The sequence below is a fragment of the Clostridium sp. chh4-2 genome (assembly GCF_002899675.1).
Lineage (GTDB): Bacteria > Bacillota > Clostridia > Lachnospirales > Lachnospiraceae > CHH4-2.
Map to the genome: position 1 here is coordinate 65109 of NZ_PKUU01000008.1, position 23000 is coordinate 88108.

21 protein-coding genes are annotated in these 23000 nt (G+C 46.5%); 10 read left to right on the forward strand and 11 right to left on the reverse strand.

From position 1 onward, the window contains the following. Positions 1-38 precede the first annotated feature (38 nt). The gene (locus C0033_RS10270; RefSeq protein ID WP_103227778.1) at positions 39-680 is read right to left on the reverse strand and encodes an SGNH/GDSL hydrolase family protein; all 642 of its coding nucleotides are present in this window, start codon (positions 678-680) and stop codon (positions 39-41) included. 64 nt (positions 681-744) lie between these two features. Then, the gene (locus C0033_RS10275) at positions 745-2190 is read right to left on the reverse strand and encodes a phospholipase D family protein (protein ID WP_103227779.1); all 1446 of its coding nucleotides are present in this window, start codon (positions 2188-2190) and stop codon (positions 745-747) included. A 321-nt stretch (positions 2191-2511) separates the two neighbouring features. On the opposite strand from C0033_RS10275, the gene C0033_RS10280 reads away from it, so the two are divergent. Together C0033_RS10280 and C0033_RS10285 are read left to right on the forward strand one after the other, a co-directional pair. Next, a complete protein-coding gene (locus C0033_RS10280) occupies positions 2512-3165 on the forward strand; it encodes a hypothetical protein (protein ID WP_103227780.1) in 654 nt (217 codons plus the stop codon). 227 nt (positions 3166-3392) lie between these two features. After that, entirely contained in the window at positions 3393-4040 is a 648-nt protein-coding gene (locus C0033_RS10285) for a helix-turn-helix transcriptional regulator (protein WP_103227781.1), read from the forward strand. 51 nt (positions 4041-4091) lie between these two features. Here the strand turns inward: C0033_RS10285 and C0033_RS10290 are convergent, their stop codons facing one another. From C0033_RS10290 to nuoE, 5 genes are all read right to left on the reverse strand, one after another. Further along, positions 4092-5840 carry an NADH-dependent [FeFe] hydrogenase, group A6 gene (locus tag C0033_RS10290; RefSeq protein WP_103227782.1) on the reverse strand — a complete coding sequence of 583 codons (1749 nt, stop codon included), beginning with the start codon at positions 5838-5840 and terminating at the stop codon, positions 4092-4094. Between the two features lie 15 nt (positions 5841-5855). Continuing rightward, on the reverse strand, positions 5856-7643 hold the full coding sequence (gene nuoF / locus C0033_RS10295) for an NADH-quinone oxidoreductase subunit NuoF (RefSeq protein WP_103227783.1): 1788 nt from the start codon (positions 7641-7643) through the stop codon (positions 5856-5858). A 14-nt stretch (positions 7644-7657) separates the two neighbouring features. Next, positions 7658-8035, reverse strand: a complete 378-nt coding sequence (locus C0033_RS10300; RefSeq protein ID WP_103227784.1) for a (2Fe-2S) ferredoxin domain-containing protein — start codon at positions 8033-8035, stop codon at positions 7658-7660. Positions 8036-8102: 67 nt separating this feature from the next. Then, positions 8103-8660, reverse strand: a complete 558-nt coding sequence (locus tag C0033_RS10305) for an ATP-binding protein (RefSeq protein ID WP_103227785.1) — start codon at positions 8658-8660, stop codon at positions 8103-8105. Between the two features lie 4 nt (positions 8661-8664). Next, the gene (nuoE, locus tag C0033_RS10310) at positions 8665-9156 is read right to left on the reverse strand and encodes an NADH-quinone oxidoreductase subunit NuoE (RefSeq protein ID WP_103227786.1); all 492 of its coding nucleotides are present in this window, start codon (positions 9154-9156) and stop codon (positions 8665-8667) included. 224 nt (positions 9157-9380) lie between these two features. Here nuoE and C0033_RS10315 point away from each other — a divergent pair, with 224 nt between their 5' ends. From C0033_RS10315 to C0033_RS10335, 5 genes are read left to right on the forward strand one after another with little or no spacing between them, the layout of a single operon-like run. Beyond that, complete coding sequence (locus C0033_RS10315; protein ID WP_103227787.1) at positions 9381-9728, forward strand: DRTGG domain-containing protein; 348 nt, start codon at positions 9381-9383, stop codon at positions 9726-9728. Further along, positions 9728-10150 (forward strand): ATP-binding protein, encoded by a 423-nt coding sequence (locus C0033_RS10320; RefSeq protein WP_103227788.1) that lies wholly within the window; start codon positions 9728-9730, stop codon positions 10148-10150. Before C0033_RS10315 ends, C0033_RS10320 begins: the two co-directional genes overlap by 1 nt. Before the next feature lie 39 nt (positions 10151-10189). Further along, complete coding sequence (locus C0033_RS10325) at positions 10190-11587, forward strand: [Fe-Fe] hydrogenase large subunit C-terminal domain-containing protein (protein WP_103227789.1); 1398 nt, start codon at positions 10190-10192, stop codon at positions 11585-11587. A 34-nt stretch (positions 11588-11621) separates the two neighbouring features. Then, positions 11622-11957, forward strand: coding sequence for a hypothetical protein (locus C0033_RS10330; protein ID WP_103227790.1), 336 nt, complete (start codon positions 11622-11624; stop codon positions 11955-11957). Further along, positions 11950-12708: a PHP domain-containing protein gene (locus tag C0033_RS10335; RefSeq protein ID WP_103227791.1), complete on the forward strand. Its 759-nt coding sequence runs from the start codon at positions 11950-11952 to the stop codon at positions 12706-12708. Before C0033_RS10330 ends, C0033_RS10335 begins: the two co-directional genes overlap by 8 nt. Before the next feature lie 489 nt (positions 12709-13197). On the opposite strand, the gene C0033_RS10340 is transcribed toward C0033_RS10335, so the two are convergent. After that, positions 13198-14463 carry a hypothetical protein gene (locus tag C0033_RS10340; RefSeq protein WP_103227792.1) on the reverse strand — a complete coding sequence of 422 codons (1266 nt, stop codon included), beginning with the start codon at positions 14461-14463 and terminating at the stop codon, positions 13198-13200. A gap of 464 nt (positions 14464-14927) precedes the next feature. On the opposite strand from C0033_RS10340, the gene C0033_RS10345 reads away from it, so the two are divergent. Next, positions 14928-15350 (forward strand): DUF2000 domain-containing protein, encoded by a 423-nt coding sequence (locus tag C0033_RS10345; protein ID WP_103227793.1) that lies wholly within the window; start codon positions 14928-14930, stop codon positions 15348-15350. Positions 15351-15379: 29 nt separating this feature from the next. Here the strand turns inward: C0033_RS10345 and C0033_RS10350 are convergent, their stop codons facing one another. The 3 genes from C0033_RS10350 to C0033_RS10360 form a co-directional block, all read right to left on the reverse strand. Next, on the reverse strand, positions 15380-17344 hold the full coding sequence (locus tag C0033_RS10350) for a NosD domain-containing protein (RefSeq protein ID WP_103227794.1): 1965 nt from the start codon (positions 17342-17344) through the stop codon (positions 15380-15382). Positions 17345-17456: 112 nt separating this feature from the next. After that, entirely contained in the window at positions 17457-18839 is a 1383-nt protein-coding gene (locus C0033_RS10355) for a response regulator (protein ID WP_103227795.1), read from the reverse strand. Continuing rightward, positions 18836-20563: a sensor histidine kinase gene (locus C0033_RS10360; protein ID WP_103227796.1), complete on the reverse strand. Its 1728-nt coding sequence runs from the start codon at positions 20561-20563 to the stop codon at positions 18836-18838. The genes C0033_RS10355 and C0033_RS10360 overlap by 4 nt, the downstream gene beginning before the upstream one ends. Before the next feature lie 194 nt (positions 20564-20757). On the opposite strand from C0033_RS10360, the gene C0033_RS10365 reads away from it, so the two are divergent. Next, positions 20758-22110, forward strand: coding sequence for an extracellular solute-binding protein (locus C0033_RS10365; RefSeq protein ID WP_103227797.1), 1353 nt, complete (start codon positions 20758-20760; stop codon positions 22108-22110). 20 nt (positions 22111-22130) lie between these two features. Next, positions 22131-23000, forward strand: a complete 870-nt coding sequence (locus C0033_RS10370; protein ID WP_103227798.1) for a sugar ABC transporter permease — start codon at positions 22131-22133, stop codon at positions 22998-23000.

The window sequence follows — 23000 nt, forward strand, 5'->3', positions numbered from 1 at the left end:
AGTAGTGTATCAGGCAGATTTGAAAAAAATGTGAACTTTTATATTAATTTCGGAATCAGTTTGGACAGAGCGGCGGCCAATTCCTGATGTCCTTTTTCTGTCAGATGTATATAGTCGATCTCATCTGTTTCACTAACGATTTCATTGGCATCCAGATAGTGACAGTTCATCAGCCGGGCAATTTTTTCATATTCGCCGGCCAGCATCTGCGATTTTTCTGCACAGCCCCGTCCCATAGTTTGTAATACCTGTCTGGTTTCATATCGTTTGTCAATGCTTTTAGGAGTAATAACCAGGATGTTGGGAGTATCCTTAAACCAGCATCCTTCCACTGATTGAGCCTTGGCGATCAGCCGTTTCAGTCCCATGCCGATGCAGGCCGCCGAACTGCCAAAGCGTTCTTTTGTATCGTTGGTTCCCAGCATAATGATTAAAAGATTTACCGGCGCATGGCTTTGGAGACATGGCAGGATATAATTGACGCCGCATTTGCCTTCAGAGACGGGATCTTCAAAACTGGTGGTTCTTCCGTTCAGTCCTTCTTCGATCACCAAATATTCATTTCCCAAAGATTTGGCGAGAAGCTGTGTCCAGCGGATGTCCTCATTATAGCGTCTTTGATTGACGGAACGAAAACCGTGAGTGTTGGAATCTCCGAAGCATACAATATGTTTTAGCATAGATAGTTCTCCTTTTTTATTGATGTAAGATAGCGGGAACATTAAAACGCCCGGCTCCATCTCATTATATCAGATAGTGAATCAGCTGAAACAGTCTGGAAGTGACGGAAAACAGGATTTTTTTCATTTTTGGCACTTCTTTCACCTTATGCAGATCGTCCTCAGTTACGGTTCCGTCCGGAGCCAGAAGTACGGAGTCATTTTGAAGGTTCAGAATGTGACTTTCCAGCTGTTTGTTAAATTCTTCCCCATGGATCACCAGCATGGTTTCCGTATCCACATAGGTGCTTCTCATGTCCAGGTTGTAGGAACCGATGAGAGAGAGGTCATGATCGATCAGCATGGATTTTCCGTGGGAAGAGTGGGGGCCATTGTATTCATAAATGGTGACGTTGGTATCCAGTATGCGGCCTTTATTATGGATATAATCGGAAGAAGCCATAAAATTATCGCCCACGGCCACGGAATTTAACATCATTTTAAAGTCGGGAACTGCTGCGGCTGTCTCGGCCATCCCTTGATACATATCTTCACTGAACACCGCATAGGGAGTGTGAAGGTAAACCCGTTCTTTTGCCTGTTTCATCAAGGATTCCAGCTGATACCAGATCCAGGGCTCTTTTCCCATGATATGAGTGGGATTCCAGATTAAAGTCGCCTTTTTAATGGGGAGCGTGGAATCCGTATAGTCATAATCCGGAGCCGTCAATTCCGGGTGGGCCCCGGCCAGGGACTGATAGTGGCTTTTTAATTCTGATTTTGCAGCTTCCATTTTTTTCTTCATGGATTTTGACGGATGTTCAAAAACCGTTTCGCAATAAGAGGAGTTCCACATATTCTGAAAATAGGCGTCGGTCTGCCATACGGCGCTGGATTTATCCTCTTTATTTTCATAACCGGTATTATAGATGAGCACATCCCGGTCATAGCTGAGATTCTTCATGTTGTATTCCCCAAGGAAGTAATCAAAGGTATTCCGTCCGCCCATCAAAAGCAGTTTATCATCCACTAAAATGTATTTATCATGCATGCGCCCGTGAATGGTCCATGGTTTCAGCACATGCGGAATATTATAAAATTTGATTTCGATATCAGGATGGGCGCCCAGTACATAAAAAATGGGCTCGTTTTTCATGTGGAGACTTCCGTACAGACCGTCCACCAGAATTTGAACGTTCACCCCTCTGTCTGCGGCTTCCAAAATAGAGGAAAAGATGTCATCGCAGCTTTGCCCGGCGCGGATATCAAAGGTGGACAGCACAATGCGTTCTTTGGCCTGATGAATCATCTGTATTCTGGAATTTAACGCGTCCATGCTGGTTTCAACCACGGCGGCCCTGTCCAGACTGTATCCGCCTGTATCGTTATAAAACGCGGCGGCATCAAAAGAGGATTTAAAAGAATCTCCTACCTGCTTAGGGTGCATAAACGGAATCAGACAGCCCAGGATCACATAGATCAAAAACACTGCAAATATTGTGAATAAATACTTGAATCGGAACTTTTTCATAGAGCCAGAACCTTTCTCATAAAATAATGGAAAATTTGTAACTGTTCAGTAGGTCTGCGCATTTACTGCGCTGACCGTAGTAAAACTTGGAAAAGCAGGCAAAAATCCCATCACCGCAGGCGATTTCGCATGGATTTTTGCTCGTAATTGTGTACTGAACAATTACGAAAATTTTATTACAGTGTACCACAATTGTTCAGACCTGTTCAACATTTATAAAATTTCATAAATTTGACAGCGGAAATTAATAGCAGTTTTTGCAGCCAAGTGTTATACTTAAAATGATACTTGAGAAATTCGGTAAAAAAGGAAATGAACACTATGAAATGGTTTAATAATAGATATAGATATCCCCGCATACTTCTGGCAGTGCTTATGACTTCCGCAGTGGTGAGCATGACTGCATGTCAGGGCTCTAAACAGGCGGGCAGTTCACAGAATATGGAAACAACCGCAGCAGCCGAGTCCGTTTCCATGGCGGAGATAGAAGAAACATTAGCAGAAAAAAAGACGGAGGAATCAGAGGGCTGCGGCATTTTAAGAGGCACCGTAATCGACGGTTCCGACTATTCGGAATCCATTACCATCAGGACGGATAACGGCAATGATTACAATATATTTACGACCAGTGTGCCTTTAGAAGAGATCACTACGATTAAGCCGGGGCAGAAGATTGCGATCGCCTATTCCGGTACGGTGGAAGGCGAGGATCTGCAGGGCGTACAGTTAGTTGTTACCTTGAATCCCCAGGTGCAGTACGAGATAAAAACTGCCACTGGAGTCACTGTTTCCAATGCGATGAGCACTTTTATTGTCAAAGACGGCGAAGGAGAGGAGGTCTCCTTTATGAAGGATAACTGTGAGATGGAAGAGGGCGCTCTTAGTAAGGACAGCGGGGATGAAGTGAAGGTGGTTTACGTGACTTCTGCGGATACGGATATTAACTATCCTTTGAAGATAGGAAAAGCGCAGTAAATTAGGAATAAACCAAATAATGAAGGGCTGCATACCGGATGGTAATGGAAAATGGCATTGGCAGTCCTTTTTGTTGTACTCGAAATCGGTTATAAATTCTTTCTATGGGATAAAAAGTTATAAATATCAAGATGTAAAGTCATGTTGCGAAAATGTAAAGCTGTTGTGGTAGTGTTTAAAAAGATATTTACTTACAATGAAATCACAAGACTAAGGGAGGATTTCATATGAAGTTATCAGAGAAGGTTGTAGCGCTTAGAAAAGCGAAAGGGATGTCACAAGAGGGATTGGCGGAAAAATTGAATGTATCCAGACAGGCGGTTTCGCGCTGGGAAATGGGCTCAGCGTTACCGGACGCGTCAAATATTTTACAGCTCAGCAAATTGTTTGGCGTCACTGCGGATTATTTATTAAATGATGATTACAAGAACGACAGTGATTTGCCACAAATTAAAGAGATCAAAGAAGATAACAGCAAACTTATTTTAATTTTCTTAGTGATTCTTGAGTTTATGGTTTTATTGATACAATTTACGGCAACCTGCGTTTTGAAAAATGTTTTCTTCGGATTTTTTAGTTTTATTCAATTTTCAGTTATTATTGTCGGCTTTGAATTTGGCTATAGGAAAAAAATAAGTAGTGCGAATGAAACGACAGCGTTATTTCGTAAGCGTTTCTATAAAATATCCACTTGGCTGGGATTATATTTTCCAATCAGATTTTTGATAACAATATTAATGAGTTCCTATCCCCGTTCGTATTCCAATCTGGTTGTAGAGTGTATTGTGTTTAGTATTTACATAGGAGTATCAATATTTGTGACATTATTTATCGAAAAGCATTACTTGATGAGGTCAAAAACGAAATCGATGTAAAGAAAAACTAAAATATGGGCCATCCGCCCTAAGGCGAATGACCCATATTTTTTAGATTTCGTTCACTTTTCTCTTAACATAGGTTGTGTGAAGCAGATGATGTGCTTTTTCACTTCCCGGTTTGCCAAGATAAGTGGAATAAAGTTCTTTAATAGCCGGATTCTCATGTGATTTTCTGATTGGGTTGTTCTTATCAGAATCATAGAGAACTTTAGCGCGGAGCGCACGGATATCAACCGTGTTGCGCACATAGCCAGGCTGCTGAGGCTGTCCGCCGCCGTTGATACATCCGCCCGGACATCCCATGATCTCGATGAAGTGGTAGTCAGCTTCGCCGGATTTTACTTTATTTAACAGTTCTCTTGCATTGCCAAGGCCGGAAGCGACTGCAACTTTTACGTCCATTCCTGCAACGTTGTAAGAAGCTTCTTTGATGCCGTCCATACCACGCACATCGGTGAAGTCCAGATTTGCCAGCTCTTCGCCGGTCAGAGTCTCAACTGCAGTTCTTAAAGCAGCTTCCATAACTCCGCCGGTAGCTCCGAAGATTACCGCCGCACCGGTACCAAGACCTAATGGTGCGTCAAATTCTTCATCAGGAAGGGTCTGGAAACGGATGCCCATGCGTTTAATCATGCGGGCTAATTCTCTGGTAGTCATACTGTAATCCACATCAGGAACTCCGTTGGCTGCCTGATCCGGTCTCTGTACTTCGAATTTCTTAGCGGTACAAGGCATGATGGATACGGATACGATATCCTGAGGCTTGATTCCTGTCTTTTCAGCGTAATAGGATTTAGCGATTGCGCCGAACATCTGCTGCGGTGATTTACAGCTGGATAAGTTTTCCGTCATATCCGGGAAATAGTGCTCGCAGTATTTGATCCATCCTGGGGAACAGGAAGTGATCATCGGCAGAACACCGCCGTTTTGTACTCTGTCTAAGAATTCAGTTGCTTCTTCCATAATGGTTAAGTCGGCACTGAAGTTTGTATCAAATACTTTATCAAATCCAAGTCTTCTGAGAGCAGCGGCCATCTTGCCTTCCACATTGGTTCCGATCGGATAACCGAATTCTTCGCCAAGTCCGGCACGTACTGCAGGAGCTGTCTGAACGATAACATGTTTTGTCGGGTCTGCGATTGCAGCCAGAACATCGTCAATGCTCTCTTTCTCATGGAGTGCGCCTGTTGGGCAGACTGCGATACACTGTCCGCAGGAAACACAGCTTGTTTCACCAAGGCCCATGTTGAATGCGGAACCGATCATGGTTGCGAAACCACGCTCATTGGCTCCGATTACGCCGATGCCCTGTACTTTTTCACAGACAGCGCTGCAGCGTCTGCAAAGGATACATTTGCTGTTGTCGCGAATCATATGTACTGCGCTGTCGTCGATGCAGGAAGGTGTTTTCGCACCGTCGTAATATCCTTCATCCTCCACGCCCAGTTCTTTTGCTAACTGCTGAAGCTCACAGTTTCCGCTTCTTACGCAGGAAAGACATTTTCTTTCATGGTTTGATAAGATTAATTGCAGGGTTTTGCGTCTGGAATCCAATACCTTAGGGGTGTTGGTCCATACTTCCATGCCTTCATTGATTGGGTATACGCAGGAAGCCACTAAACTTCTCGCGCCCTTCACTTCAACCACGCAGATACGGCATGCGCCGATTTCATTGATCTCCTTTAAGAAACACAGAGTAGGGATCTCAATATGAGCTAATCTGGCTGCTTCGAGAATGGTTGAACCCTTTGGAGCGCTGACTTCTAAGCCGTTAATTTTAATTGTAATATTCTCCATCCTGATTCTCCTCCATTACTGTTTGTAGATTGCGCCAAATTTACATTTCTCCATACATGCACCGCACTTGATACATTTATCCGTATCGATAACATGCGGCTGTTTAACGGAGCCAATAATAGCGCCATTCGGACAAGTTCTAGCACATAAGGTACATCCTTTACACTTGGCAGGATCGATATGGTAAGACAGAAGAGCCTTACATACGCCGGCAGGACATCTCTTTTCGAGGATATGCGCTTCGTATTCGTCGCGGAAGAATCTCAGTGTGGAAAGAACAGGGTTTGGAGCTGTCTGTCCAAGACCACATAAGGAATTCTCTTTAATATAGTAACAGAGGGCTTCCAGTTTATCCAAGTCTTCCATGGTGGCTTCGCCCTTGGTGATCTTTGTCAGGATTTCAAGCATACGTCTGGTACCGATACGGCATGGAGTACATTTACCGCAGGATTCTTCAACTGTAAATTCCAGGAAGAACTTAGCGATATCAACCATACAGTCGTCTTCGTCCAGTACGATCAAACCGCCGGAACCCATCATGGAGCCGATTGCAAGCAGGTTGTCATAGTCAATCGGAATATCAAAATGCTCTGCCGGGATACATCCGCCGGATGGTCCGCCGGTCTGAGCTGCTTTAAATTTCTTGCCGTTAGGAATGCCGCCGCCGATCTCGTCGATGATCTCGCGGAGCGTAGTTCCCATAGGAACTTCAACAAGTCCTGTATTGTGGATCTTGCCGCCCAAAGCGAATACTTTGGTTCCTTTTGATTTTTCCGTACCCATGGATGAGAACCATTCCGGTCCGTTTAAAATGATCTGAGGAACGTTGGCATATGTTTCAACGTTATTCAGAATGGTTGGTTTGCCGAATAAGCCTTTCTGTGCCGGGAACGGAGGACGGCATCTTGGTTCGCCACGGTTTCCTTCGATGGATACCATAAGCGCGGTTTCCTCACCACATACGAATGCGCCTGCGCCTAAACGGAGGTCGATGTTGAAGGAGAAGCCGGAACCGAAGATATCGTCGCCTAAAAGTTCCATCTCTCTGGCCTGTGCGATAGCGATTTTCAAACGCTCTACAGCGATTGGGTACTCGGCACGCACATAGATAAATCCCTGGGAAGCGCCGATTGCATAACCTGCAATGGTCATGGCTTCCAGAAGTGCATGAGGATCGCCTTCCAGTACGGAACGGTCCATAAATGCGCCCGGGTCGCCTTCGTCGGCATTACAGCAGACATATTTCTGATCTGCGTCATTGCCGCGGGCTAATTTCCATTTTAAACCGGTAGGGAATCCGGCGCCGCCTCGTCCTCTTAATCCGCTGTCTAAAATAGTCTGGATTACTTCGTCCGGGGTCATCTCTGTTAAAACTTTACCGAGAGCCGCATAGCCGCCGGTACCTATGTATTCTTCAATTACTTCCGGGTTGATAACACCACAGTTTCTCAATGCGATTCTGTGCTGTTTTTTATAGAAATCGGTGTCGGCCAAAGCCTTAACGCCGGTAGGAGTTACTGTTTCATTATAAAGAAGCCTTGTAACAACACGGCCCTTTAATAAATGCTCGGATACGATCTCCGGAATATCCTCCACTTTAACCATGGAGTAAAAACTTGCGTCCGGATATACAATCATAATTGGTCCTAATGCGCAGAGTCCGTGACAACCGGTCTGTACTACGGATACCTCTTCGGATAATCCGTTTTTCTCAATCTCTGCTTTTAATGCTTCCATAATCTGCTGGCTTCCGGAAGAAGTACATCCTGTTCCGCCGCAGACTAATACGTGTGAACGATACATCTGGCTTCCTCCTATTATTTAAGATCTGCAGAATTCAGTGTGTAAGCCTCAACTACATGGCCGCCAATCAGGTGTCTTTCCACCACTTCTGCCGCTTTATCAGGTGTCATCTTAATATATGTAACCTTTTCTTTACCTGGTTCCATAACCTCTACGATCGGTTCGTACTGGCATAAGCCGATACATCCGGTCTGTGTAACGGAGATTTTGTCGGTCAGGCCCTTTTCCTGAACAAGGGTGGATAATGTAGTGAGTACAGGTCTTGCGCCGCTGGCGATACCGCAGGTAGCCATTCCGACTACAACACGGGTATGTGTATGGTCTTCTGCACGAAGCCCTACCTGGCCCTGCATCTTCTCTCGAATTGCTTTTAATTCTTCAAGACTTTTCATGTTTGCCTCCATTCTTCCTATGCGGTGTATTCAAAAGAGATGCCGCATAGCATCAAAAGAGTAGTGCTCAATAAATAGCACCACCGTCAGTGTCTGTTTTGTTTTCCTTCAGGTATTCCATTATATAGGCTGAAATCTCAGGAGCATTAAACGGAACATCTCCAAGGATTTCACGGAACTCTCTGGTATCTAAGCGGAAGGACTTGTCATTATACCGGTAAATGTAAATGAAATCCGTCTCCGGATGATATACAATCAAAGTATGTATGGTGCTGGAGATATCTCCAAGCGGCATACGATCGATATGAGATAGTACGAAAACTGCGGTTACAGTGGTTCCGGCACCTACCTGGGAGTCTATGGTAAAACTGCCTCCGGTGCTTTCTGCCGCATACTTGAAAAATGGTACACCCAGTCCCACTTTTCTGGTAGTTCTGCTGGTGAAAAACGGGTCTGTAACCCGGGCAACCTGTTCGGGAGTCATCCCGCATCCGTCATCCGCTATGGTGACGGTCAGCCTGTCGGCCAGAAAATCGGCTGCTACCGTGATTGTAACCAGTGAAGCGCCTGCCCGTGTGGAATTTTCTGCTACGTCCAATATGTTTAATGAAATTTCAGTCATCATAAGCTTAATATTTTGCTAAAATACCCGGAATGTCGTCTACGGTCAAACGTCCGTAAACTTCGTCGTTGATCATCATAACCGGAGCAAGTCCGCAGGCGCCAACGCAGCGGCATGAATCCAGTGAAAACTTACCATCAGGGGTACACTCGCCGTTGGTAATTCCTAAAAGCTCTTCCAGTTTAGCGAAGATGTCTCCGGAACCCTTAACGTAGCAAGCGGTACCTAAACAAACGGAAATCTGATACTTACCTTTTGGCTGAAGAGCAAACTGTGAATAGAAGGTTGCTACTCCGTAAATCTTTTCTAGCGGGATACCCATTTCATCAGAAATCATGGTCTGAACTTCTATAGGAAGATAACCGTAAATATCCTGTGCCTGTTGCATAATCGGCATAAGAGCACCCTGTGTGTCTTTGAGCTCGGCAATCACTTTTTTAAGCGCTGCTTCCTGCTCTGCGGTTCCTGAAAATGGAACGCCCTCTTTTTTGCAAGCCATCTTAAAACCTCCTTGTGTATTATGTGCAATGTATCTAGTATTTTATCATGTATATGAGAAAAAATCTATATATAAAACGGAAAATGTGAAAAAAATAACGTGGATTCCTGTTGATAATTAATAAAACCGATGATATCCTAGTTTTATAGTACTTGTTCAGTGCATAAATCATGAGAGTCAGGCCGCCCAAGAGGGGATTTTGCGCGGCAGAATGAGAGGTTAATATGACAGTTAAGGATGTACAAGATGTATTGGGCGCACGGGTTTTGGTGGGAGAGAACCACTTAGACAGGGAAGTGAGAAGCGCCTGCGGTTCCGATATGATGAGCGATGTTCTGGCCTTTTCAAAAGACCATTCCGTGCTGCTGACCGGACTTTGCAATCCTCAGGTGATCAGAACTGCGGAGATGCTGGATATTGTCTGCATCATATTTGTCAGAGGCAAAAAGCCGGATGAGACCATATTAAAGATGGCCGAAGAACGGGATCTCATCGTACTGGAAACAGGGCACCGGATGTTTTCTGCCTGCGGAATGCTTTACCAGGCCGGGTTACATGGAGGTGCTGTTTAATGGATGAAGTGATTACATTAAATTATCCGATCTCACCGGATGATTTCACAAGGGCGGGAGAAGCCAGCAGTGATGTAAAAAGGAAACTAAAGCAGATGGGCGTCAGCCCGGAAGCCATCAGAAAAGTGGCCATAGCCATGTATGAAGGCGAGATTAATATGGTGATTCACGCAAAGGGGGGCGAGATCACGGTTGAGATCACGCCGGAGAAGATCCTGATGATTCTGGACGATGTGGGGCCGGGAATTCCGGATGTGGATATGGCTATGCAGGCAGGATTTTCCACCGCGCCGGACGAGGTGCGTTCGTTGGGATTCGGAGCCGGCATGGGACTTCCCAACATGAAGAAATATTCGGATGAGATGGAGATTGAAACGGAGATCGGTGTGGGAACGAAGATTACAATGACTGTGTATATTTAAGCAGCCGGTTATAAGTAAATATATAAAGGAGGTTCCGTTATGGATAAGTTTTATCATTCGGTCCGGCTGGACCCGGAACTCTGCATGGGGTGTATCAACTGTATCAAGCGCTGCCCGACAGAAGCGATCCGGGTGCGCAACGGAAAGGCATTAATTAACAGCAAGTTCTGTATCGACTGCGGGGAATGCATCCGCGTCTGTCCGCATCATGCCAAACATGCCACCTATGATAAGCTGGATGTGATCAAGCAGTACAAATACACGGTAGCCCTTCCGGCTCCGTCCCTATACAGCCAGTTCAATAATCTGGATGATGTGAATATCGTATTAAATGCTTTGCTGATGATGGGATTTAATGATGTTTTTGAGGTGGGAGCCGCCGCAGAGCTGGTGTCGGAAGCCACCAGGGAATACCTGTCTGAGCATGAGGACCAGCAGCCTATTATCAGCACGGCCTGTTCCTCTGTGGTGAGGCTGATCAGGGTAAGATTTCCGAATCTGATTCCCCATCTCCTCCCGCTAAATCCACCGGTAGAGGTGGCTGCGTGTCTGGCGGCGGAGCAGGCGCTTAAAAAGACTGGACTTCCCAGAGAAGACATCGGGATCATTTTCATCTCTCCATGTCCGTCTAAGGTGACTTATGTGAAATCGCCGCTGGGGACGGAAAAGAGCCAGGTGGATAAGGTGCTGGCAATTAAAGAAGTATATCCCCAGCTGCTGTCCTGTATGAAAGCGGTGGGGGAGGATTCCCCGGAGATCGGCACATCGGGAAAGATCGGTGTCAGCTGGGGCAGAAGCGGCGGAGAGGCCAGCGGATTGTTTACGGAGAGCTATCTGGCTGCGGACGGAATCGAGAATGTAATCCGCGTTTTGGAAGACTTAGAGGATCAGAAGTTTACCAACCTGAAATTCGTGGAACTGAACGCCTGCAACGCCGGATGCGTGGGCGGCGTTTTAACCGTGGAAAACCCTTATGTTGCGGAAGTGAAATTAAAACGTCTCCGCAAGTACATGCCGGTGGCCAGAACCCATATGGAACACGATGCGGAAACGTATATTCCGTGGACTACAGGAGTTAAATTCGAACCGGTATTTAATCTGGGCAATACCATGATGGAAAGCTTTTCCAGATTGAACCAGGTGGAGCGCTTATGCAAACGCCTTCCGGGCCTGGACTGCGGTTCCTGCGGAGCGCCCACCTGTAAAGCGTTGGCGGAAGATATCGTGAGAGGCGAGGCCAGTGAAAAGGACTGCGTCTATTATCTGAGAGACAATCTCCATAAGCTTTCTGAGGAAGTGGGGATTTTGGCGGATGATCTGGCGTCCGGGGATAAGGGCGGTGACGAAACTCTGGCAATACTGAAAGAGTACATACAGCGGATTTCCGACGAGATGTCACTGCTGGATACCAAGATGTCGGCAGAGGACAAGGAATAGCATGAGCCGGATAAACGGCGGAAATGAGGAATGAATGACAGTTAAAGAATTGATAGACCGTAAGGTATTTCAGGTTGTAAATATAGGAGACGGGACGGAGCGGAGCATTACGAAGCCATTTTGCTGCGACCTTTTAAGCGTTGCCATGGGAAGGGCTCCCGAGGGCTGCGCCTGGGTGACTGTTATGGGGAATATGAACACGCTGGCAGTGGCTTCTTTGGCCGATGCGGCGGTGGTGATTATGGCAGAGGGGGCGTCTCTGGATGAAACGGCCTTAAAAAAAGCGAAGGAGCAGGAGATCACCGTATTAAATACGGATCTTCCCATCTTCGATGCCGCCCTTACCGTTTACAGGATGATGAATGATTAATTTAACGTATGACCTTCATATTCATTCCTGCCTTTCCCCTTGCGGGGATGATGATATGACGCCGGCCAATATTGTGGGAATGGCGGCGGTTAAAGGCCTGGATGTGATTGCTCTGACGGATCACAATTCCTGTAAAAACTGTCCTGCTGTGATGAAATTTGCTGAAGAATACGGGGTTTTGGCGATTCCGGGAATGGAGATCAACACATCGGAAGAAGTGCATGCGGTCTGCCTGTTTCCGGATCTGGAATCCGCGCTCAGATTTGATTCTTATGTCTATGAACGGCTGATTCCATTTCCCAATAAAGAAGAGGTGTTTGGAAAACAGCAGATTTATGGGATGGAGGACGAATGTGTGGGGACGGAACCGCTGCTTTTGATCAACAGTGTGGATATCTCCTTCGATTATCTGTGGGATCTGGTCCGTTCTTACGGCGGAGTGATGTTTCCGGCCCACATAGACAAGACGGCCAACAGCTTAGTCAGCAATCTGGGCTTTGTGCCGCCTGACAGCAAGTTTAAGACAGCGGAAGTGAAGGATTTAAAGAAGCTTCATGAGCTGAGAAAGAATAATCCCTATCTGGATCAGTGCAGGATTATCAGCAATTCGGATGCACATTATCTGGAACACATCAATGAGCCGGAACTGACCATTGGGGTGGAGGAGAAAAGCATTGAGGGAGTGCTGAATGCATTGGGCGGCGGAAGGGTACGCGTACGCCCGGAATCGGGAGGCGGAGCCGGGAGATGAAGATCGGAGGGGCCGTCCGGGCCGGGGAAGGAAGATGCAGCCGGCTGGGATTCGGGATTCGCCCCTAAGAACTACTAAGACCCGTAAGGACAGAACGAGGCAGGCCAGCGCCATTCGCAGTGAACTCTTGATGACTTCGCTGCTCAGTGGCGCTTTAGAAACTGATCTGGAATTCAGTTTCTACCTGCCTCGTTCTGCCCTTACGGGTCTAAGTAGTTCTAAAGGGGTTCCATACGATCCCAGCCGGCTGCATCTTCCTTCCCCGGCCCGGACGGCCCCTCCGATCTTCATCTCCCGGCTTCGCCTCCCGATTCCGGGCTGGTTTTCGCTGGCCGGGTTAAAAACGATATTGGTGCTTAGGCATTTATGCAGAATCACATTTACATAGATCCTCAAGGGATTTTTGAAAAAGACTTAACGGTTGATGTAAAAACTTACTCTTCCACCCAGCAAATCTTTTTATCCTAAGCCAGTCAAGCAACAGACTCTTTATTTTTTCCTTATAGACATGATTACCCAGCTGTCTTCCTTTAAGTCATAGCTGCTGTGGCAGTAAGGGCAGTGCTTTTCCCTGGATGCGTCGAAGCTGGCGCCGCAGTTTTTACAGCTTACTTTTTTTATGGAAAAACCGTAATCGGCGGGGCGGCTGATATTTTTGCAGACGACCATTTGGAATACTTCGGGTTTTTGATAGATGCGGCCGTCCTGGCAGTAGACGTCTGTCATATAGATATCCAGGTCCAGGTAGGAGTAGTTTCCTTGTATCCAGCATTTATTCAGATTGATTGCTCCGCCGAACTGGGCGTCGATTACGGTATCGAACAGATTTCCTGTTGAAGGCCCTTCGTATACGGCAAGATTGCTGCGGTCATCCGTAAATATGAGAATTTTTAAAAGCGCCTGCATGCTGCTTATGAAGTATTCGAAAGAGAATGAAGGATCGAAGGGTTTCATAAAAGAGTCCAGGGCTTTTCTGGCCTTTAACAGACCGGCGGCCATGGGAGCCTGACGGACGCCGTCTTTTAACACTGAAACAAGCATTCGGACTGCGCCTGCGGCATAACCGGCCACAGCGCCTAAAGCTCCGGAAGTCACAAGGGACAGGGCGGCGTAAAAGATCCTTCCGGCCAGGCTGACGCCTTCCCTTCCGTCGCGGAAGAAATTCATCACGGTGCTGGGAGCGAAGAGAACCAGGCCGATTAAAGCGCCGGTAATCAGCCATTTGGAGATTCTGGTTTTCGCCTCTTTGTTATTCATGGCGTAATCCCGGAGAAAATGGAAGTCTGTGACTTTGGGAAATAAATCCGACATCAGAAATTTCGTGCCGCAGTAGGGGCAGCCCTCCATCAGCGCGCTGATTTCGCTGATGTTTCCGCAGTTGGGACAACAATAGGTTTCCTGTACTTCCGAACGGTTCAGCCAGGTTATAATGGTGTAGAGCAGTTCATCACCCTTGACCGATAAGCATTTGCGGTCTCCCACGTAGTAATCAGCCGTTTTGTTGTAATGTCTCCAAACCAGCTGGTTTGTATATTTTGTATCTGAAAATACGGTGTTTGAAATCTTATCCAGAGTCTCTCCGCGCAGCTTTAAACGGTATTCCATTCTGGCATGGCATTTGTCCAGCCGCTGTTTCTGCAAAGATAATCCGTAGCGGATATCCTGGTTGGCGGAGGACGGAATTTTCCCGGTCTCAGACCATTCACAGAGCTGGGCTGCAAATTCTTCATAAATCTGTTCTGCGGTTGTTCCCATAATTGACAATTTCCCTCATCTTTCCCCTAATAATAAAATCTGATCTAAAGGATATCACGAATTGCAGCTGCCATCAATCAGGAATATTGAAAACTTAAAAATATTCGTAACAGTTTGTCCTTCCGATGCCTGCGCCTGCTCCGGCCGTTTCCATGGGCGTTCCTATTCCGGTTTCGGGCATAAGCAATTCTAAATGTGCAGGATTTTTCTAAAAACCAAGGAAAATGTCCAAACTCGTTTCACTCAAACAGGTGGACATTTTCCTTGGTTTTTAGAAAAATCCTGCACATTTAGAATTGCTTATGCCCTGCAAAGTCATAGGAACGCCCATGGAAACGGCCGGAGCAGGCGCAGGCATCGGAAGGACAAACTGTTACAAATATTCCAAAATGAAGATATCGTACAAGAAATTTTAAATCCGGGATAGTATAATCGTGTTCAAAAGACAAAAAGGGGAAATTAAAATGGATTTACAAAATGAAAAATGCGTTATGATTATTGATGAAAACCTTCCGCTGGGAATCATTGCCAATACGGCGGCAATTATGGGAATTACCATTGGAAAGAGGATGCCGGACGTGGTCGGAACTGATGTGGTGGATAAAACGGGAAATGAACATCTGGGAATCATTGCATTTCCGGTGCCGATCTTAAAGGGGAATCCGGTGCTGATTAAAGAGATCCGGGAAAAGCTGTATGAACCGGATTATTCCGATCTGATGGTAGTTGATTTTTCAGAGCTGGCTCAGGGATGTAAAACATATGATGAGTTTATCGGCAAGATGCATCTGGTGGAAGAAAAAGAACTGGAGTATCTGGGAATCGCCATCTGCGGAAGCAGGAAAAAAGTAAATAAATTAACGGGAAGCATGCCGCTTTTGCGCTGACGGCACGCTACCCGCTCATGAATCAAATATTAAATTTCAGCCACTTTTATCTTATTTACTCCGGATACAATTCCTTCAAACGGGCCAACCGTCATCTTACCGGCAGGGCGCGCATTGCCGAAGAAATCATTTTCAATGCATAAAGGCGTGCCGTCGGGCTGCTCATATGGGAGTTCGGGTTCAAAGGCGATGCCTAAAGAATCCGTGGTGACGGTCACTGTCTCCACCTGGGCCGGTTTGTCTCCGAAATCAAATTCCAGATAGATGCCGTCCTCTTCGGAAACTACCTTTACTTCCGGCTTCACATCGGAACATACCAGTGTGCCCGGTTCCTTACGGAACGGCTGGGCATCGTGGAAATAGAGATTGGAGCCGCAGTACATCGGCAGTCTGGCATCGGCAAATTCATCAACCGAGTGCAGGTTTTCATACCATTTCTCATCGTCTGCCGGGCATTCGTTGTAGAGGGCAAGACCTCTCGGCACGCTGCCGTCTATGATTCCGGCGGCGTCTCTCTGAATCCAGACGCTTGTATCCGCCAATGGTTCCTTCGCCGCATTTTCATCCTGGGTTCCGGTGAAAATATTGTTGTAGAAACGGTTGTCGCCGCCGATGATGGTCATAAAGCCGTGTACGCCCGTTTCGTGTGCATAGTGATAAGGGGTGAAGCGGTTGGTAACCCGTTCCCATGTAATAAAGCCGCCGAATAAGTTGTTGATATAGGCGCCGCCCTGGGACAGATCCTTTACATTTTTCATGGAAAGCATTACATTGTTGTCCACCACATAAGGGCCGTGGCTCACTTCCACAAATAAATCTTCCGTATCATTGTCATAGAGCAGGTTGCCGGAGATCCGTGTGCCCTGTGCCTGCCAGTCCATCCAGAGACCGCGGTCGCAGTTGTGGATATGGTTGTTGGTAATCTGGCAGTCCAGCGATGCGTGAAGTTTGATTCCGGCCACCTCCGCGCCGTTGAACATTCTCTTATGGTGGATATTATAAATATGGTTGTCGTGAATCTGGCTGAACACTTCGCCTAAATGACCGCAGATTCCGGTCTGTTCGCAGTCGTGGATCACATTATAGCGCACGATATGGGAACCGATGGTTTCCTTGCTCCAGCCCATATGTACGGCGTTCATGATCACATCGCGCTCGCGCTGGGTTCCCTGCTTGGTGCCCACCAGAACCCATTCGTTATGTCCGGTTTCAATCTCTTTTCCAAGGCTGATACCGGAGTTTTTGGCATTGCTGATCTCATTGTGTTCGATGATCCAGCCTTTGCTCCAGTGCGGGCCGATCAGGCCTTCCTGAAGAGCGGTAGGAGGCGCCCAGTTTGGCGCAGCCATGGTAAGATGGAATCCGCGTACCGTAATATAATTGATTCCGGTCTGTTCCGGCCAGAAGCAGAACTTGCGGACATTGATTTCAATTGTGTTTTCAGACGGGTCAAACTCGCCGAAATTGGCATAAATGGTTGTGTTTTCCTCATCGGTTTCACAATACCACGTATGCAGGGACCATTCCTGTTCCCTGGCTTTTTCAAATGGTACGGGATTCAACACACCGTCTAAGGAAGCCGCTTCAAACAAGGACCTTCCGTTGATATAAACTTCTCCCAGGTGATAGCACCTGTCCAGACTTTCAAACCAGTCTCCCCATACCACTTCCTTATAAGGATTAAAATCACCGAAAAATGTGTTGGGAATTACGGTCTTGTAAACGCTGCCCTCCACCTTTTCCCAGTCGGTAATCACTTCTCCGCCGGAGATTACAACGGTTTCCCCCGAAGCCGCCTCATAGGTAATTCTCTCACTGTCACTGTTTCCGCCCCGTTTTGGATTGACATATTCCCGGTAAATGCCTTCGTGAACCGTGATGGTATCGCCCGGCGAAGCCAGATCAGCCGCAAACTGAATCGTTTTGAACGGACGTGTTAAGGTGCCTGCATAAGAGTTGCACCCGTTTGGAGAAACATGAAAATGGTTTGCCATAATAAATCCTCCTGACCTATATAGTTTTTGTTTTGATGTACCTTTATTGTACATGGTACAGGGGGGATTTAACAACAGGGGAAATGGAAAAATTTTGAAAAATTTGCAAATATTATTGCTGAACCATACTTTTCCTGTATTCGGTAGGAGTTATGCCTTCCGCCTTTTTAAAGGAACGAATGAAAAAACTGGTATTGTTATAGCCTACGGAGATACCGATTTCCCGAATTGTCATCCTGGTTTCCAGAAGCAGCCGTTTTCCCTCTTTCATACGCAGGCCGGTGAGGTAATTGACAAAATTACAGCCGGCTTTCTGTTTGAAGATGGTGGATATATAATTTGGCGACAGTCCGAATATGGAAGAAAGTCCTGAAAGACTTAAATCCTCTTTATAGTGCTGCTGCACATACGACAGAAGTTCGTCGTGAACGGAATCCTTAGAAGAAGGCTGCATCACGGTTGCGGACAGGAACATCAGCTGGTTTTGCAGCGTTTGGACGGAACATTCCCTGAGTTTATACGCATTTTTCAGAAATTGCAGCATATTTTTGGCTGCCGCCGGATAGGCTTCCACGGCGGAAGGCAGATGTTTGATTAAAAAGCCGCAGGACAGAGTGAACTTTCCATAATCGTTCCCGGTAAGGGCCTGAAGGCTTTTGTTGCACTGGACGCAGAGCTCAACGAGAAGGGGCGGAAGTTGGGGAGGTTTTTGGAAGCTGCGGTAAAGCGTCTGAGGCTTAAACACCGGGCGGCCTGTTTTTATGGAAATGATCCGCTCATATTCCTCTTTCCAGATCAAGTTGTTTTGCAGCTCCCTGCCTTCGATGATGGTGTGCCTTCCGGCGCAGTGGTGAATGAGCTCTGCCAGATAATTTTTATAATAGCCCGGATATTCCGGTGTCTCAAACAAAAAGAGAAACGTTCCGTTTTTTTCTTTATACGGAACCACCATGATCTTGTCATTATCTTTGGCAAGCAGTTCTGATGTGGATAAAAACTCTCCGTAAATATCATTGGTGATTAAAACCGGATGACAGGTTATGGGAAAACCAATGGGGGCATCGGTAAAGGTAAAAAGCGCGGTGGTATATACAGTTAAATCCTTTAACAGCAATGCCTTCTGCTGTTCGATGTCGGAAATGGTCTTTTCCAACAGCTCCTCAATCTGAACGGGCTTTATTGGTTTTAGGATATAGTCGCAGACTCCCAGGCGGATTGCTTCCTGTGCGTATTTAAAATCGTCAAAACCTGATAAGATGTAATATTTTGTACATGGGGAGACTGTCTGGGCCTGGCGGATCGCTTTCAGGCCGTCCATGGCGGGCATGCGGATGTCCACCAGAGCCAGGTCATAATGGCCGGTCTGCAAAGCGTCGAGCATGAACAGGCCGTTGGAAGCTTCCGATATATCTTCGGTCAGAACTCCCAAGTTAACCAGAAACAGACGGATCGAACGGCGGACAAGGGCCTCATCATCAGCAATTAATATTTTCATCGGTTTTCCTCCATGCTGTATTTGGATAAATAGATTGTGGTACGGGTTCCTTTTCCTTTGACGCTTTCCATCTGAAATTTACTTTCGGCGCTGAAAAATTCCAGGCGCTCTTTTACGTTAGTCAGCCCGATGCTGTTTTCTGTTTCTTCAATTGAACATCCCACCCCGTTATCGGAGACCGTAATCACCAGCTGATCGTCCCGGGAACTGACATCGATCAGAATCCGGCAGGCGTGGCTGCACGGCTCAATGCCGTGAAGAATGGAATTTTCCACAATGGGCTGGAGCAGCAATTTGGGAATCCGGTATCTGTCAACCGGAGTGTTCAGCTGAATCTCGTAGGTGAGACGGTCGCTGAACCGGAGTTTTTGAAGGGCGCAGTAATCTTCTATAAACTGCAGCTCCATTGAGAGATAGACCAGGGAAGGCGCTTTTAAAACATAGCGCAGCATATCGGAAAGTTCATAGAGCGCATTTTCCAAAGTATCCCGGTCCCCAACCTGGTTCAGGGCTATAAAGTTATTCAACGTGTTAAAGAGAAAATGAGGCTGTATCTGAGACTGAAGGGCGTGAAACTCGATATTTTTCTGCTGTATGGTCATCAGATACTCTTTTTGGATTTTATTTTCCAATTGTGATACTGTCTGGTTGAGGGAATCGCCTAAGGCGTCCAGCTCGGTGTTGGATACATAGTGGTACCGTTTGGTAAAATCCTTATTTTGGATGGAAAGAAATATGGATTTCATCTGGTTGATGGAGCGCACCATTTTACGGGAAACCGTGACATAGGAAAGCGCCGCCGTTACAACCCCTACCAGATAAAGAAGCAGAGCGGCCAGATAAAAGATGTTGGTTCTGGACTGCAGCTGGGCGTTGGAGAGCAGGATGGTGATGTTCCATGGATAATCCTGGATGGGGTAGGTATATGGTTTGTAGGTGCCGTCTTCTAAGGAAATGGCGTTGTCATTGAGGTCCCGGCTCAGGGAACTGCGGTCCTGGGGGCTGAGGGGAACATTGGTATAGATAATCTGTTGTTTTTCATCTTTTATAATGATTTTTGAATCCACATGGAAGGCGAATTCATTAAATATACGGTCAAATATGGATGTATTGATGTCGAGTTTAATCACGCATAACGGCTGTCTGGTGTTTAATACCATAATGGAGCGGACCATGGAGATAACAGGCGTATCGTAAGGGCTGATATAATCCGGAATATGAGGGCCTAAAATAATGCACCGGCCGTTGGCGCGGATGGCATCCTGATACCATGGCTCCGCGGAATAATCGTAAGGCTGGACAAGCGTCTTTTTATCTGTATTGATCGTCGTATAATATAAGCAGCGGTCCCCTTCAAAGATAAAAATTCCATTGGTATCAGCCCGGTTGTAACGGACAAAGCTCATATTGGAATCCAGGTTTCTGCGAAGGGAAAGCTCTTCTAAAACATCTTCGTAGGGATGGTTTAAAGATAAGTTTTTCAGGTAATTGTACATCTCATCATTGTAATAGGGCAAAAGGGTGACCTGCTGAAGTTCGTCTAAATAGGTGATGATGCCGCCGGTCATGGAATTTACGGTGGCATTTAAAAGAATATGAATATCTTTGTTATAATTTCTGGAATAAGTATTGGCGATAACCGTAGTGACCAGCATAAACGGAATCAGGGTGCTGATCAGGAAATTTTTGAGCAATTGTATTGAAAAAGACTTATTATTTTTCATAGGAGCCGCCTTTTTAAGGAAGAGTTTTGTTGTCTGTTCTTTAATAATAATGCAAGCAAACTTAAAAAGCAAAGACTAGAACAGGGGGAAATGAAAATCAGAAGATAGTGCAACGGAATCGTAAAAATGAGCTATATAAGAGAGGGAAGACAGGATCTATAATGGAGATATAAATAAACCAAGGAGGGGTGTATATGAAGAAATGTATCAGAAACTATATGATAGCAGGAATTAGTGTGGTATTAGCAGCCGGTCTGGCGGGATGTCAGGGGGAAGCCGCCAAACCGTCAGAACCTGTTTCGGCAGGGACAACAGAAGCTTTAACAGAGGGAACGGAGGGGAAAACGGAAGGCGGAGAAACTTCCGGCGTGAGTAAGCCGGAACTGGCCGGAGAGCTGGAGATTGTGACGAATGCAAATGAAGAGACATTTAAAGCGGTGAACCAGGTCCTGCAGAAATTCATGGAAGAAAATCCGGGGGTTAAGATCAGCTATACCACCCAGGGGTCCGATTATGAACAGCTGATGAAGGCCAGAATGGCATCCAACGACCTGCCGGATATATTTGCAACCCACGGATGGTCCGTGAAGCGGTACAGTGAATATCTGCGGGCGTTAAATGACCAGCCTTGGTACGCTTCCATTGAACCGGCATTTTTAAGCAATATTGAGAATGAAAACGGTGAGATTTTTGTGCTTCCGTTGAATATGGATGTGGCCGGAATTATCTATAATAAAGGGCTTCTGAAAGAATTGGGGGCTGAGGTTCCAAAGACCTGGGACGAGTTTCTGGCAATATGCGAAAAGGGGAAAGAAAAAGGATATACGGGCGTGTTTATGGCGGGAAAGGATAACCGACAGCCGGCTTCTCTGTTAAATATTTCTGCACAGACATTTTTAGCGGCCTGCACGGATAAAAACTATACGAAACAGCTGCTTGACGGTTCCTTTGACTGGAATGACTGGGCGCCGCTGTCTCAGTTCCTTTTGGACTTAAAGACCAATGGGTATTTAAATGTGGACTGCGTTACCTGTGATACCATCGACATACCGTCCAGGCTGGCGGAGAATAATGTGTTGTTTGTGGTTACGTCCGACCCGTCCCTGGTCCGGGTGGTATCCGATCTGAATCCGGATGCCCAGTATGGGCTGGCGCCGGTGCCTGCACTCAATGACAGCTATAAGCCGGTATTTGCAGGAGGAGAGCGGGAAGCATACGGCATCAATAAGGACACGAAACATGAGGACATCTGCCTTGCGGTGCTGGAATACATGGCAAAACCGGAGAATATTAAGCTGGTTTGCGAAGCCAGCGGAAAACGTTCGGCCATTCAGGACGTGAATCCTGATTTGGGAGCGGTAGCAGAGGATTACGCTGCTTATGCGGACACGGAAATCTATCCTTCCTTTGACCGTGCTTATCTGCCAAACGGAATGTGGAGCACCATGAGAACCATAGGCTCCGCTCTCATCGGGGAAGAGATGACGGTAGAAGAGAGCGTAAAGACCATGGAAGAAGACTATAAGACGCTTCGTGAGCAGAATTAGACGGGAAAGAAGAGAGGAAAATGAAACAGAAAAAAGATATTTCAATCGATATCCTGTATCTTCCGGCGCTGGTTTTACTGGTGGTTTTTGTGGTCTATCCTCTGCTTTCAGGGCTTCATATATCGTTTACTAACTGGAATGGTTACTCGCCCAAGTATAAATATGTGGGGGCGGCCAATTACCTGAAACTGGCAAAGGACAAGATGTTTTTTACCGCTCTTAAAAACACGGTGATCTATGGAGTGGGAAGCACATCGCTTCAAACCGTGATCGGAATCGCCTATGCGCTTTTGCTCCAGAAGAAATTTCGGGGACAGACGCTGACCCGGGTAATTGTTTATCTTCCGGCGATGATCGCATCTCTGATTATGGGATATATTTCCTATTTTATGGTGCAGTACAACAATGGGGCTTTAAATGACATTATCATGCTTTTCGGAAAGGCTCCGGTTGACTGGATGGATAACGGGCGGCGGGCGGTATGGATTATTGTCATCATCAATGCCCTGCAGTTTGTGGGAAAAACGATGATCGTGATGATTGCAGGACTTCAGGGAATCCCCGAATCCTACGAGGAAGCGGCCGCCATTGACGGGGCGGCATACCTTCAGCGGCTTAGATACATCACGCTGCCGCTGCTGCTTCCGGCGATAACCACCAGCGTTGTGCTGAATCTGATCGGTGGATTGAAGCTGTTTGGAATCATTTTATCCACCACGTCGGGCGGGCCGGGATATTCATCCCATTCCCTGTCCACATTGATTAATTATCTGTATTTCCAAAATCAGAATGCAGGCTATGCGACAACGGTAGGACTGGTCTTATTCCTGTTTATCATGGTCATCGGCACGGTTGTCAGGCGTTTCCTGGAAAAAAGGTGGGGGATTTAA